At 56.6% G+C, this 13,887-nt stretch carries 12 protein-coding genes; 10 read left to right on the plus strand and 2 right to left on the minus strand.

The features are described 5' to 3' along the window. Positions 1–9: 9 nt before the first annotated feature. Complete coding sequence (locus QP904_RS07580) at positions 10–702, minus strand: DUF3043 domain-containing protein (RefSeq protein WP_284835829.1); 693 nt, start codon at positions 700–702, stop codon at positions 10–12. Positions 703–843: 141 nt separating this feature from the next. Here QP904_RS07580 and QP904_RS07585 point away from each other — a divergent pair, with 141 nt between their 5' ends. Beyond that, the gene (locus QP904_RS07585; protein ID WP_005324455.1) at positions 844–1,188 is read left to right on the plus strand and encodes a HesB/IscA family protein; all 345 of its coding nucleotides are present in this window, start codon (positions 844–846) and stop codon (positions 1,186–1,188) included. Positions 1,189–1,254: 66 nt separating this feature from the next. Here QP904_RS07585 and asnB read toward each other — a convergent pair whose 3' ends face one another. After that, positions 1,255–3,177, minus strand: coding sequence for an asparagine synthase (glutamine-hydrolyzing) (gene asnB / locus QP904_RS07590; protein WP_284835830.1), 1,923 nt, complete (start codon positions 3,175–3,177; stop codon positions 1,255–1,257). A 388-nt stretch (positions 3,178–3,565) separates the two neighbouring features. Here asnB and ctaC point away from each other — a divergent pair, with 388 nt between their 5' ends. The 9 genes from ctaC to QP904_RS07635 all read left to right on the plus strand — a co-directional run bounded on the left by ctaC (position 3,566) and on the right by QP904_RS07635 (position 13,887). Further along, complete coding sequence (gene ctaC, locus QP904_RS07595) at positions 3,566–4,639, plus strand: aa3-type cytochrome oxidase subunit II (RefSeq protein WP_049361049.1); 1,074 nt, start codon at positions 3,566–3,568, stop codon at positions 4,637–4,639. A gap of 19 nt (positions 4,640–4,658) precedes the next feature. After that, positions 4,659–5,090, plus strand: a complete 432-nt coding sequence (ctaF, locus tag QP904_RS07600; protein WP_049361050.1) for an aa3-type cytochrome oxidase subunit IV — start codon at positions 4,659–4,661, stop codon at positions 5,088–5,090. Positions 5,091–5,636: 546 nt separating this feature from the next. Further along, on the plus strand, positions 5,637–6,248 hold the full coding sequence (gene ctaE / locus QP904_RS07605) for an aa3-type cytochrome oxidase subunit III (protein ID WP_432417960.1): 612 nt from the start codon (positions 5,637–5,639) through the stop codon (positions 6,246–6,248). A gap of 53 nt (positions 6,249–6,301) precedes the next feature. Beyond that, positions 6,302–7,189, plus strand: a complete 888-nt coding sequence (gene qcrC / locus QP904_RS07610; RefSeq protein ID WP_049361051.1) for a cytochrome bc1 complex diheme cytochrome c subunit — start codon at positions 6,302–6,304, stop codon at positions 7,187–7,189. Beyond that, positions 7,186–8,406, plus strand: coding sequence for a cytochrome bc1 complex Rieske iron-sulfur subunit (gene qcrA, locus QP904_RS07615; protein WP_200288856.1), 1,221 nt, complete (start codon positions 7,186–7,188; stop codon positions 8,404–8,406). Before qcrC ends, qcrA begins: the two co-directional genes overlap by 4 nt. Beyond that, positions 8,406–10,028 (plus strand): cytochrome bc1 complex cytochrome b subunit, encoded by a 1,623-nt coding sequence (gene qcrB / locus QP904_RS07620; protein WP_023021177.1) that lies wholly within the window; start codon positions 8,406–8,408, stop codon positions 10,026–10,028. The genes qcrA and qcrB overlap by 1 nt, the downstream gene beginning before the upstream one ends. Positions 10,029–10,996: 968 nt before the next feature. Then, the gene (locus tag QP904_RS07625) at positions 10,997–11,626 is read left to right on the plus strand and encodes a C40 family peptidase (protein ID WP_200288857.1); all 630 of its coding nucleotides are present in this window, start codon (positions 10,997–10,999) and stop codon (positions 11,624–11,626) included. A gap of 113 nt (positions 11,627–11,739) precedes the next feature. Beyond that, the gene (locus QP904_RS07630; RefSeq protein WP_200288858.1) at positions 11,740–12,783 is read left to right on the plus strand and encodes a C40 family peptidase; all 1,044 of its coding nucleotides are present in this window, start codon (positions 11,740–11,742) and stop codon (positions 12,781–12,783) included. Beyond that, complete coding sequence (locus tag QP904_RS07635; protein ID WP_284835831.1) at positions 12,784–13,887, plus strand: glycosyltransferase family 4 protein; 1,104 nt, start codon at positions 12,784–12,786, stop codon at positions 13,885–13,887. It abuts the gene before it with no gap.

Raw genomic sequence — 13,887 nt, forward strand, 5'->3', positions numbered from 1 at the left:
CACATCTCCCTAAACGTCAGCACCGAGCTCCACGCGGGGGCGCGGAATGCGCCACTTGCGCGGCTGGCTGGCGCGAGAATATGCATAAAAGCCCAGGCTAAAGCCGGCTTCAGCAGTGCCAGGGAACTTGGTACGCACGGCATTATTGCAGCGGCGGGCCAAGATGATGCCCTCGATGGCAAAGATAATGAGGATAACCATCGCCACCGCGTTAATGACCGTCGCGATGCTTGGTACCGCGTAAGTCAAGAACACGACCACGATGAGAACTAGGGCCATTGGCATAACCCAATTGCTCAAGCTGCGGCGCGCATCTACCCAATCGCGCACATAGGCGCGTTCTGCGCCCTGATCGCGAGCGGGAAGGAAGCGCGGATCACCGTCAGCCATGCGGGCCTGCTGCTCACGGTTGGCCTGCTGGCGCTCTTGGCGCTCCTTTTTCTTATATTCCTTCCACTCGTCCTTGCTCATGGACTTCTTCATGTCCTTGCGGTGCTGGTAACGCTGTGCTTCGGACATGCCATGGGGATCGCGCTTTACGCCGCGCGCGATCTCTTGTTCGGAGCGCTTTGGCGTAGGACGACCCTTCGGTGGGGTATAGCCCTTGCGCTGGGGCTCTTTCTGAATTTCTTCCTGCGCCTTGTCCTGCGCAGGAGCGGGCTCAGTGGAGGTCTTGTCATCTTTTTGCCACGGGAGTTTCACGCTCCTCACACTACAAGGTTTAGGCGCGAATAGGGGAATAGGCCCGGCCCAGTAGATGTTGTAGCAGTGGGCTACCTTTTCCCACCTGAAAGAAGCGGGTAGGGTAGTGGCAACGAAACCAATACTTATTGAGGAGAAGTGATGACCGCTCCAGCTTCCGCAACCGGCGTCATTCTGACTGAAGCAGCAGCCGCTAAGGCAAAGGCGCTGCTTGATCAGGAAGGCCGCGACGATCTCTCCCTACGCATTGCCGTTCAGCCTGGTGGCTGCGCTGGCCTGCGCTACCAGCTTTACTTTGATGATCGCACCTTGGATGGTGACAAGGTCGACCAGGTAGGCGGCGTAAACCTCGTCGTGGACAAGATGTCCGTTCCTTACCTGACCGGTGCCAAGATTGACTTCGCTGACACCATCGAGTCCCAGGGTTTTACCATCGATAACCCGAATGCCACCGGTTCTTGCGCCTGTGGCGATTCCTTCAACTAAAAAGAAGGACAGCAAAGAGGGTGGGTGCCGATGGCACCCACCCTCTTGTGTATGTGTGGAAGGCTCTTAGAGCTTGACTGGATAGTCGCGCTGCTCGATCTGCGGATCGATGCGCTTTTCCACAAAGATGCCGTGCCAAATCATAAAGGACAGTACGGTCCACAAACGGCGGGAGTGGTCGGAGACGCCGTCGCGGTGCTCCTTGAGCATCTCGAGAACTTCCTTCTTATTGAAGATGTCCTCGGTCTGGGATTCGTTGATGGTGTCTTGGGCCCAGCCGTAGAGCTCGTCGCCGGCCAACCAGTGGCGCATCGGCACGGGGAAGCCCAGCTTCTTGCGGTGCAGAACGTGGGCCGGAACGATCTGCTCCATTGCCTTGCGCAGTGCGTACTTGGTGGTGCCGTGGGAAATCTTCAGGTCATAAGGGATGGACTCGGCCACCTTGAAGACTTCCTTGTCCAAGAAGGGCACGCGAAGCTCTAGCGAGTTGGCCATATTGATCTTATCGGCCTTGACCAAGATGTCACCGCGCATCCAGGTAAAGAGGTCTAGGTGCTGCATGCGTGCGACCGGGTCAAAGCCCTCAGACTGGGCGTAGATGGGCGCAGTAACCTCGCGGTGGTCCCATTCGCGCTTCGCCCACGGGATAACCCGCTGCATCTGCTCAAAATTGAAGGAACGTGCGTTGCCATAGTAGCGCTCTTCCATGGTCATCGAGCCACGGTTGAGCAAAGACTTGCCCTTCATGCCTTCTGGCAGCACCTGGGAGAGCTTGCCCAACCCTCGGCGCAGTGGGGAAGGGATCTTCTCAAAGGGAGCGAGGGACAGTGGCTCCTTATAGATGGTGTAACCACCAAAGAGTTCGTCCGCGCCCTCACCGGAAAGAACAACCTTGACGTGCTTGCGGGCTTCTTGGGCCACGAAATAGAGCGGCACCAGCGAAGGGTCAGCTACCGGATTGTCCAGGTACCACATGATCTTCGGGATGGACTCGGCATACTCCTCCGGGGAGACAATCTTGACGATGTGCTCCACGCCAATAGCTTCCGCGGACTCTGCCGCGACATCGACCTCAGAGTAGCCCTCGCGCTCGAAGCCGGTGGTGAAAGTCAGCAGATCAGGGTTGTGGCGCTTAGCCAGGGTGGCAATAGCTGTGGAGTCAATGCCGCCCGACAAGAAGGAGCCTACGGTGACGTCGGCGCGCATGTGCTTAGCTACGGAATCCTCCAGCGCCTCCGCAATCCGGTTAAAGAGTTGCTGCTCTTCACCTTGCTTTACCTGTTGAACAGGGAAGCGGGGCTTGAAGTAGCGCTCGGAGACAACCTCTTCGCCTGGACGAAGGGTAACGGTGCAGCCGGATTCCACGCGGCGGATATTCGCGTGGAGGGACTCCGGCTCCGGGACGTATTGCAGGTCGACGTAATGCTCAATGGCGCGGCGGTCAAGGTTGAGCTCTAGACCGATCTCGTCTGCCATTTCCAGAATGCACTTCATCTCGGAGGCAAAGACAGTGCCAGCGTCGGTGGTGGCGTAGTACAGCGGCTTGATGCCGAATTGGTCGCGGGCAGCAAACATCGTCTTAGTGTGGGTGTCCCAGATGACGATGCCGAACATGCCGCGCAGGTGGTTGACCACGTCCTTGCCCCAGTGGTGGTAGCCCACCACGATAGGCTCACCATCGCCTTCGGTATGGAAGGTATAGCCGAGGCCCTTGAGCTCTTCCCGTAGTTCTACGTAGTTGTAGATTTCGCCGTTGAAGGTCATGGCGTAGCGGTCAGGCTGGTCCTCCGGACCCCAGCGAAGGGGCTGGTGGGAGTGTTCTAGGTCAATGATGGACAGGCGATTGAAGCCAAAGGCAGCATCGCCGTCGTGCCAGGTGCCTGCCGCATCTGGGCCGCGGTGGCGCATGCAAGGCAGGGAACGTTCTAGCGCGTCAACGTACTTATCTACGTCGCCCGTGGCGGCGAGCATGCCAAGAAGTCCGCACATGTAAAGATTGCTCCTTAATATAAGCGTCTATTGCTAGTCACCCACTTTACGGCTCGAGAGGTGCAAACTAGAACACGCCACGGCTTAAGGAAAGCTGTTGGCTGCCTTGGAAATAGCTTCCCCGATAGGGTGCGAACTTTCGGTTGATGTATCCCCGGGCAAGCTGTGAATTGACACACATGGCCGTGTTGGAACCTTAGGGTCCGGTTGGAACATTGTGCAGGTGGGGCGGTAACCTACAAGAAGGAGAATATGAAATGAGTGCACTAGGTGCCCTTTTATGCCTTTAAATAGGCTGGGAATCTGGCAATTTTCCTCTATTCTGATTGGGTAAGAGTGCTCTGTGAGTATTCGAGAAGTTTTGTGTGGACAGAAAGGCAGAACACACGTGGGACAGCGTAATAAGCGCACCTTTGCCCGCAAGGCGGGCGTAGCTGGCGCACTTGCTCTGGGTGGACTCGCTCTGGCAGGTTGTGACGTTCAGGCGCCAACTGCTGTAGAGAACCTCCTAGGATTCGGTTGGCCAAAGGGTATTACCCCTGAGGCAGAGGCCATGTACAACTTCTGGATTTGGGTCTGGGTTGCTGCATGGATCGTTGGTTTTATTATGTGGGGCCTATTCCTCACCGCTATCTTCCGCTGGAGCGCGAAGAAGGCGAAGAAGGATGGCAAGGGCGAGTTCCCGCGCCAGATTCAGTACAACGTACCGCTTGAGATGGTTCTGACCATCGTTCCGATCCTCATTATCATGGGCCTGTTCTTCTTTACCGTTCAGACCCAGCAGAAAGTTACCGCCTTGGATAAGGATCCGAAGGTCGTCGTCGACGTCACCGCTTTCCAGTGGAACTGGAAGTTCGGTTACGCGGAGAACCACGTTAACGGTGAGAACTATGACGGTGCTGATAAGGAACGTCAGGCCGAGGCAGAAAAGTCTGCTCACGACCCAGAGGGTATCGATAACCCGAACCCAATCCACGGCAAGTCCATGGGCGACCTTTCCTACCTGAACTACAACAAGATTGAGACCGTCGGTACTACCGAAGAGGTTCCGGTTCTGGTTCTTCCTTCCGATACCGCGATTGAATTCCGTCTCGCTTCTGGGGACGTATCCCACGCATTCTGGGTACCGGAGTTCCTATTTAAGCGCGACGTCTACGCACACCCAGAGGCAAACGCTCAGGAGCGTAGCTTCCAGGTGGAAAAGATTGAGAAGCAGGGCGCATTCGTTGGTCGCTGTGCCGAGATGTGCGGTACCTACCACTCGATGATGAACTTTGAAATCCGCGTTGTATCCCCAGAGGACTTCAACAAGTACATGAAGTTCCGCGAGAACAATCCGGAAGCTACCAACGCCGAGGCTCTCAAGGAAATCGGTCAGGACCCATACGCGGTTACCACCCACCCGTTCTCCGGCGAGCGTGATACCGCTAATGGTGACAACTTCGTCAACACGGCGGCATAAGAGATAAGGACACAACACAATGCGTGCAACATCGAAAGTCTTTTACTCAATCGCGACCTACCTTCTTGTCTCGCTGATTGTCTACATCTTCGGCGTTACCTTCGTTAAGGACGACGGCTACCTGTATGGTGCCGAGTGGGTTGGCATCGTGGGTATGTTCCTTGCCTTCCTGCTGTGCATGATGCTCGGTGCTTACCTGCACTTCACCGATAACCGCAGCGACGTCCTGCCAGAGGATTGGGAAGAGGCAGAGACCGAGGACGCGGCTGGCATCCTAGGCTTCTTCTCTCCAGGCTCCATCTGGCCGCTGGCTATGACCGGTGCTATCGCCCTCCTTGGCCTGGGTATCATCTTCCTCTACTTCTGGTTGATCGCTCTCGGCGCTGTCTGCCTCATCGCGGCATGCACCGGTCTTTCCCTGCAGTACGGTCTGCCAAAGGAAAAGCACTAGTTCTTCACTCTGAAGAAATCCCCGCCTAAAACTTCTCCGCCCTCCTAGCTTTGGAAGCTAGGAGGGCTTTGGCGATCGGTAGTCGGATGTTCCGCGAAAAAGTTCCCTAGATTCCAAAAAACTTTTCTGTGGTGGGGTAGTGGCTGGATATCTAGCAAGACTGCTACCTGACTGTCTACGTCATTCGGGCACGTAGAGGCGACTTTTCGCGGGGGTCGACCGAAAGTTGTAGACCTGCGGGTTTGGGGTGGTGAGTGGGTGTGATTTATCTCTCCAGAATGTATCAATCTCGCGTACTTGTTAATGCATCTACAGGTCAGAATTACTGAGGTGGGGGCGCTCGGGAATTTCTAAGCGTGGGGCGTCGTGTGTTGTCACCTGCATCGATGGGGCGTCGTAAAGAAGAGGAAAAAGTTCCCGGCGGAAAAAATAAAAATATCGCAGGGAACTGGCTGAACGTCTGCTGGCTAAAGCATCAAAAATGAATAGTGATAACGGGGGGGAATCGAGGTGACTTTGCCGCCCAGAACAGCCATAATGGCCTCTGTGACGAGCGTAGTTTCTAACCAAGGTATGACAGCACCACGTGCTGCCTCACTGAACCGACCAAATATGGTCAGTGTGGGCACCATCGTGTTCCTGTCTCAGGAATTGATGTTCTTTGCCGGACTGTTCGCGATGTGGTTCACCTCGCGAGCAAACGGTCAAGAAGGCGACTGGGCGGAGCACACCGCCCATATCAACCTGCCCATGGGTTTCCTCATTACGGCAGTGCTGATTACTTCTTCTGTGACCTCTCAGTTCGGCGTGTTTGCCGCAGAAAGGGGTGACGTTTACAAGCTTCGACTCTGGTACACCGTGACGCTGGTACTGGGCGTTGTGTTCCTGTGCATCATGGCATTCGAGTGGACCGAGTTGATTCACGCAGGTGTGACTGTGCAGTCCAGCGTCTTCGGTTCGGTGTTCTACATCATCACCGGCTTCCACGCTGCGCACGTGACCGCAGGTCTGATTTCTTTTGCAATCATCCTGGCGCGCGTTGCTAAGTCCAAGTTCACGCCGGCGCAGGCGACCGCCGCAATGGCAGTGTCTTACTACTGGCACTTCGTTGACGTTGTGTGGATCGGCGTCTTCACCGTTATTTACTTGGTCCAGTAGAACTGGCCACTATCCCCAAACAGTCCTCCCGTGTTCGAGTTATCTAAAGGAAAATGATGGATAACAATTCGCAGTCCGTGGCAGTGGAGCAGACCACTGCGGCGGCTAAGAAGACCCGCCGTCGCCGCAAGGCGAAGCGCACCATTGCCGGTGGCTTCGCTTTGGCGATTGGCCTGTCCGGTGCGGGCGTCTTGGCTTCTGCCTTGACCCCAGACGCACAGGTCGCCACGGCGGAAAAAGATGACCAAGCCCTCGTTCAGGAGGGCAAGGACATCTATGACACCGCTTGTATCACTTGCCACGGTGCCAATCTGCAGGGCATCGAAGGCCGCGGTCCCTCCCTCGTTGGCATCGGCGCTGGTTCTGTGTACTTCCAAGTACACTCTGGCCGTATGCCGATGATGTCTAACGATGCGCAGGCAGAGCGCAAGGCTCCGCGTTACACCGAGCAGCAGACTCTGGCATTGGCTGCATACGTAGCAGCCAATGGTGGCGGCGCAGACATCGTTTACAACGATGACGGAAGCGTTGCCCAGGAATCCCTGCGTGGTGCTAACTACAATGGCGAAATCCAAGCAGAAGACGTAGCGAAGGGCTCTGAGCTCTTCCGCATGAACTGTGCATCTTGCCACAACTTCACCGGCCAGGGTGGCGCGCTGTCCTCCGGTAAGTTCGCTCCTGAGCTTGCCCCGGCAAGCGAGCAGGAGATTTACCAGGCAATGCTGACCGGCCCGCAGAACATGCCTAAGTTCTCCGACCGCCAGCTGACTGCAGACGAGAAGAAGGACATCATTGCCTACCTCAAGTCTGCAAAGGAAACTCCTTCCCCAGCAGGTTGGGACCTTGGTAGCCTCGGCCCCGTAGCGGAAGGCCTGGCAATGTGGATTATCGGCATTAGCGCCCTGTGCGCCGCCGCTATGTGGATTGGATCGCGCTCATGAGCAATGTAAAGAAGAATTACACTAATGCTGAGCTCGATAAGATGAGCAACGATGAACTCGCTGCTCTAGGTACCGAGCTCGATGATGTCACCGTCGCGTTCCGCAAGGAGCGCTTCCCGGTTGAAGGCGACCCGGCTGAAAAGCGTGCGGGCCGCAACGTCGCCATCTGGCTTTTCCTGTCTGTCATCGGCGGGCTGGGATTCCTCGGCGTTTACCTGTTCTGGCCGTGGCAGTACAAGCAGCTAGGGGAGGAGGGCCACATTTGGCACACCCTCTACACTCCTTTGCTGGGTATTACCGCCGCACTCGCAATTTGTGCGTTGGGTATCGCCATTGTTCAGTACGTTAAGAAGATCCTCCCAGAGGAGATTTCCGTACAGCGTCGCCATGACGGTCCTTCCGAAGAGGTTGACCGTCGTACCTTGACCGCGTTGCTGAATGATTCTTGGAAGACTTCCACCCTTGGTCGCCGTAAGACCGTTCAGGGGCTGTTGGGCGGAGCCGGCGTTCTGTTCGGCCTGACTGTGGTTGCACCGCTGGGCGGCGCAATCAAGAACCCATGGAAGGTTCGCCACAACCTGAACTACGCCGGTGACGGAACTCTGTGGACCTCCGGCTGGACCCTTCATAATGAAGGTGTCAAGCTTTACCTGGCCCGCGACACCGGTACCATCGCTGAGAAGCACTCCGGTGAAACCGGCGAGCACTACAGCACCAAGGGCGTTACCCGCCTGGTTCGCGTGCGTCCGGAGGATCTGGCAGCAGGCGGTATGGAGACCGTCTTCCCGCTGGCAGAAGAAGACGTCAACGATGGCGATAAGTACGATGCCGAGCGCGATGTCTACGAGCACCACATGCACTCAATTCACGGCAACCGCAACGCCGTGATGTTGATCCGACTGCGTCACAACGATGCGCAGAAGGCCATCGAGCGCGAAGGTCAAGAAGACTTCCACCACGGCGACTACTACGCCTACTCCAAGATCTGTACTCACATCGGTTGCCCGACCTCTCTCTATGAGGCTCAGACCAACCGAATCCTGTGTCCATGCCACCAGTCGCAGTTCGACGCTTTGCACTACGGCAAGCCGGTCTTCGGTCCTGCAGCCCGTGCACTGCCACAGCTGCCTATCACGGTGGACGACGAGGGCTACCTCGTTGCACAGGGCAACTTCATTGAGCCTGTCGGCCCGGCATTCTGGGAGCGTAAGTCATAATGAGCAATAAACTCGCCCAAATGGGCAACAATATGGATGAGCGTTATAGCGCCGCCGGTGTGCTGAGGACTCAGCTGAACAAGGTCTTCCCGACCCACTGGTCCTTCATGCTCGGTGAGATGGCGCTGTACAGCTTCATCATTCTTGTACTGACCGGTATCTACTTGGCGTTGTTCTTCGACCCTTCCATTACGAAGGTCATTTACGACGGCACCTACGCACCGTTGAACGGTGTGGAAATGTCTCGCGCCTACGCCACTGCGCTGGACATCTCTTTTGAGGTTCGTGGCGGTCTGTTTGTGCGCCAGATGCACCACTGGGCAGCCCTGCTGTTCATGATGTCCATGGTGGCTCACATGCTCCGCATCTTCTTCACCGGCGCATTCCGCCGTCCACGTGAAGCAAACTGGATCATCGGCTGCGCACTCATCTTGCTGGGCATGATCGAGGGCTTCCTCGGTTACTCCCTGCCGGATGACCTGCTTTCCGGTGTTGGTCTGCGAATCATGTCCGCCATCATCCTCGGCCTGCCTATTATCGGTACCTGGCTGCACTGGGCAATCTTCAGCGGTGACTTCCCGTCTGACCTGATGCTGGATCGTTTCTACATCCTGCACGTTCTGGTCATTCCGGGCATCATCCTCGGCCTGATTGCTGCCCACCTGATTATGGTTTGGTTCCAGAAACACACCCAGTTCCCCGGACCGGGCCGTGCCGAGAACAACGTCGTTGGTGTCCGCATTATGCCGGTCTTTGCTACCAAGGCAATTGGCATGGGCATGATGGTCGCCGGCGTACTTGCTCTGATGTCTGGTCTGCTGACCATCAACGCCATCTGGACGCTTGGACCATACAACCCGTCCCAGGTCTCCGCCGGTTCTCAGCCGGATATCTACATGCTGTGGACTGATGGTGTTGCCCGTGTCATGCCAGCTTGGGAGCTCTACATTGGCAACTACACCATTCCTTCCGCGTTCTGGGTTGCTCTGCTGTGTGGTCTGATGGTCGTACTGCTTATGGCATATCCATTCTTGGAGAAGAAGTTCACCGGTGACGATGCACACCACAACCTATTGCAGCGTCCGCGCGATGTTCCTACCCGTTCCGCTATCGGCGCAGCTGCCATCGTATTCTTCTTGCTGGTCACGCTGTCCGGTGGTAACGACCACGTAGCGCACTTCTTCCAGATTTCGCTCAACGCGATGACCTGGGTTGGTCGTATCGGCTTGATCATCTTGCCTCCGATTGCATACTTCATGACCTACCGCATCTGCGTTGGTCTGCAGCGCTCCGACCGTGAGGTTCTGGAGCACGGTATCGAGACCGGCGTTATCAAGCAGATGCCGAATGGTGCCTTCATTGAGGTTCACCAGCCGCTCGGCCCGGTTGATGCCGATGGTCACCCAGTTCCCCTCGAGTACGCAGGTGCTCAGGTTCCAAAGCAGCTCAACCAGCTCGGCTTGGCGGATTCCGAGACTCAGGGCACCTTTAGCCCTGACGATGAGGCGCTCATGCACCGCGTCCATGAAATCCACTCGGATAACCACGATGAGGAAGCGGAGATGTTCCGTCGCCTCAACGAGGCTAACCGCCGCGAGGACGAGGAAAACGGCCGCATCTAAGCCCTTTTCCTGAGGATTACTCGAAACACGCTCATAGACCCACCCTGCTCCTCCTGAAGGAGCAAGGGTGGGTTTTGCGTTTTGCTGGCCCAATACTTCTCTAGGTGCTGTTGTTGTTGAGGTGTAATCCCGAAGCGCAGAAAGAGTACTGGAATGGAGCCCCTACGCTGCGGGCGGCCTTGGAGCATGGAGGAGCAATGTTTAGACGATAAACGCGTGAGAAGTCCATGGAGTTCCTCGGCAGGCGTTCATAGCCGGGCTTGTTGTTTTCGTTTGGCGTTGTCCCTACGGGCAGTCAGGCTTCGATGCTGCTTCTTGTAGGGGCTTTCTCAAGTTCCTTGTAGTTACGCCCTATTTTCTAGTCTCGCGGTGACCTTCACTATGGGTTTCGGTTAAAGATCTGTACGCGGCGAGAGGCCGATACTGCTCGGCTATGTAGGGAGGTTCGACTGTCGTGAAGGGGCTACAGTGCGGTGGAGTAGAAGGGGTTAACTTACGGCTAAATAGGGCCATCAAATGTGTTAGTGGCTAAAGTCACAAATTAGAACTTGCTTAATTGTTGAGTGTCAGCATTGTGAACATACGGCTTTGAGCGGTGTGGTCTGAGCTTTGATATTTATGCAGGTAGTAGGTTTATAAGTTCTGCTAGCGGTGAACTTATTTCGTTCTATGGGTGATAAGTCTCGTCTAGGTCAAGGGAAGGTAACGAACCGATAACAAAGCAAAATTGGGTAGTGCGAATGGACATCGGTTGTAATGATTTCGTAACCTATTCGAGACATTGAGTTACCGCCCGAAAGGTGCTCAATCTAAACAGAAGAATTACAGCGCCGCATCTGGCTCCTCCTACTGAGGGGCCGAGTGGAGGAAATCCTAAAGGAACGGATTTCCAACGAACGCTAGTCCCCCAGGGTCAGAGCTTCTCTTAGTAGAGAAGTAGGCGCGCAGGAAGATTTGGAGTTTTTCTAATGGCACAGCACCGTCGTCAGGGCATTAAGAACACCCGTCGAATCGCATCTACCGCAGCACTGGCTGCCACCGCAGCTGTCGTTGCGCCAGGCGTAGCGCAGGCGGCAGAGGTCGTCGTACCTAATACTGACTACCGCTTCGAGGTAGCAGGTCTGGAAAACGTCCCGAATATTGACCAGGTCCCGAACATTGACCGCTACGTTCCGTCTTTGGGCCAGGTTTCTGACCAGCAGAACACCAACTACGCAGCCGCCGGCCACAAGCAGGCAGCTCCGGCACAGCAGACCGTTGGTCAGAAGGCGCTGGCAGCAGCCCGCTCCGTTATCGGCTCCCCGTACGTTTACGGCGCTGCAGGCCCTAACGCCTTCGATTGCTCCGGCCTGACCAGCTGGGCATACGCTCAGGCTGGCAAGCAGATTCCGCGTACCTCTCAGGCACAGGCCTCCGGTGGTACTCCGGTTTCGCTGGATCAGCTGCAGCCGGGTGACATCATCGCTTACTACGGTGGTGCTTCCCACGTCGGCATCTACACCGGCCACGGCACCATCATTGACGCTTTGAACTCCGGTGTTCCGGTTCAGGAGCGCGACATGAACTACATGCCGATTCACTCCGCTGTCCGCTTCTAATAGGTTGCGGATAGAGCCCTCCCTTCCGTGGGAGGGCTTTGTTGTGCATTAGGGGGTAAAACCCGCTATAATTGATGCGATTTTTAAATTCCTCTTAGTCTAAGGGTCCTTACGTGTCTAAACGAGTACTTCCCGTAGCTGCAATCGTGGCAGCTCTTGCTGTGTCGTCGGTTTCTGGGATTTCGCAGGTAGTTGCGCAGGAAGCGGCGCCGCAACAGGAAAACGCCACGGAAGATATGGACGCGTTGGTGGAGCGCGTTGGCGAGGTTGCGCGCAAGGTTTCCGCCAAGAATGAAGAAGTAAAAGAGCTAGAAATCAAGCTCGAGGAAAAACAGGCGGAAGTCTCTGATTCTGAGAGCGCAGCCGCTGAGGCGCAAACTCGGGCGGATGAGGCGAAGGGTGACGTGACCGCGCAGCAGAGCCGCGTCGATGACCTCGCTCAGTCGCGCTACCGCGGCGATTCTCGCTCCGCTGTATCGGGAGCGCTGGCTGCAGAAAATCCTTCCGATGCAGTTGAGCGCATGGGTTACCTCGGCGCGCTTTCCCGCCAGGCGCAGCGCACCCTTGATGCAAAGGCGAGCGCCGCTTCGACGGCGGAGGGAGAAAAGCACAAGGCTACTGAAGCCGCTACTAAGGTACGCGAGGAAAAGAAGGCGCTAGAAGAGCAGCGCGAGAAGCTCCTCAAGGAAAAGGAGGAGCTGGAAAAGCAGCAAGAGGACATCGAGAAGCAGGTAGACGCCCTCGATGAGCAACAGCGTCAGGCCTGGGAAGGGCAGTTCGGCGGTACCGATAAGCCTGATATGGATTTGGGCGAGGTTGCTGATGGTGCCGCTTCCGCTGCTCTGTCGAAGCTGGGTGCACCTTATGGCTGGGGCGCTGCAGGCCCAGATCAATTTGATTGCTCTGGGCTGATGTTCTGGGCGTATCAGCAGATTGGCAAGTCGATTCCACGTACGTCGCAGGCTCAGATTGCTGGCGGCACCTCGGTACCGCTAGAGGACCTGCAGCCGGGCGATATTGTGGGTTATTACCCTGGTGTCACTCACGTGGGTATGTACATCGGTAATGGGCAGGTGGTCCATGCCTCTACCTATGGCGTGCCTGTTCAGGTGGTGCCGTTGAAGTCCATGCCGATTACCGGAACGGCGCGGTACTAAGTGGCCCGCGTTCTGCTGGTAACCAATGATTTCCCGCCCAAGATCGGCGGGATTCAGTCTTACCTCCGGGATTTTTTAGCAACCTTAGATCCGCGCGGCGTCGTGGTATTTGCCTCGACTCAGGAGTCGCCGGCGGAATTCGATGCCGCGGTGGACTACAAGGTTATCCGTTGGCCTCGCCGAGTGATGCTGCCGACGCCGGCCACGGTGCGCCGCATGCAGGAGATTATCCGCGCCGAGGGCATTGACATCGTGTGGTTCGGTGCAGCTGCGCCCCTTGCCTTGATGGGCAAGGCCGCTAAAGAGGCAGGAGCCACCCGTGTGGTTGCTACAACCCACGGACACGAGGTGGGGTGGTCGATGCTGCCCGTCGCCAGGCAGTGCCTGCGCCGCATTGGTGATCACGCCGACGTCATTACTTATATCTCTGAATACACCCTGCGTCGGTTGCGCCGAGCATTTGGGCCGAATCCGCGGTGGGAGCATTTGCCTTCCGGCGTGAGTGTAGAAGGACTTTTCCCGGCCACACCGGAGCAACGTGCAGCTGCAAAGGCTGAGTTCGGTGTCAGCGGGCCGACTATCGTGTGCATATCGCGGTTCGTACCCCGCAAAGGCCAGGATCAGCTCCTACGCGCCATGCCCTTAGTACGTGGAGAATTCCCCGATACGCAGCTACTTCTTATCGGGCGCGGGCGCTATCGCCGGGCCTTAGAGGAACTGGCGGATATCTACTGCCCGGATGCGGTGATTCAAGAAGCAGAGAGCATTGAGACTGCCTTGCACGCGGCGGATATCTTTGCCATGCCGGCGCGCACTCGCGGCGGCGGTCTGGATGTTGAGGGCCTAGGCATTGTCTACTTGGAGGCCCAAGCGTGCGGCCTGCCGGTTATTGCCGGAAACTCCGGCGGAGCACCGGAGACAATGACGGAGGATACCGGAGTCGTCGTCAATGGCTCATCGGTGCAGGAGCTGGCAGAGGCAGTAAAGTCTCTTTTGGCGAATCCGCAGCGTAGGCTCAGCATGGGGCAGGCGGGGCGTCGCCATGTAGAAGCTCATTGGACCTGGCGGATTATGGGCCAGCGATTGCGTCGGCTGATGTCCTGA

It is taken from the genome of Corynebacterium nasorum (assembly GCF_030229765.1).
GTDB classification, from domain to species: Bacteria; Actinomycetota; Actinomycetes; order Mycobacteriales; family Mycobacteriaceae; genus Corynebacterium; species Corynebacterium kefirresidentii.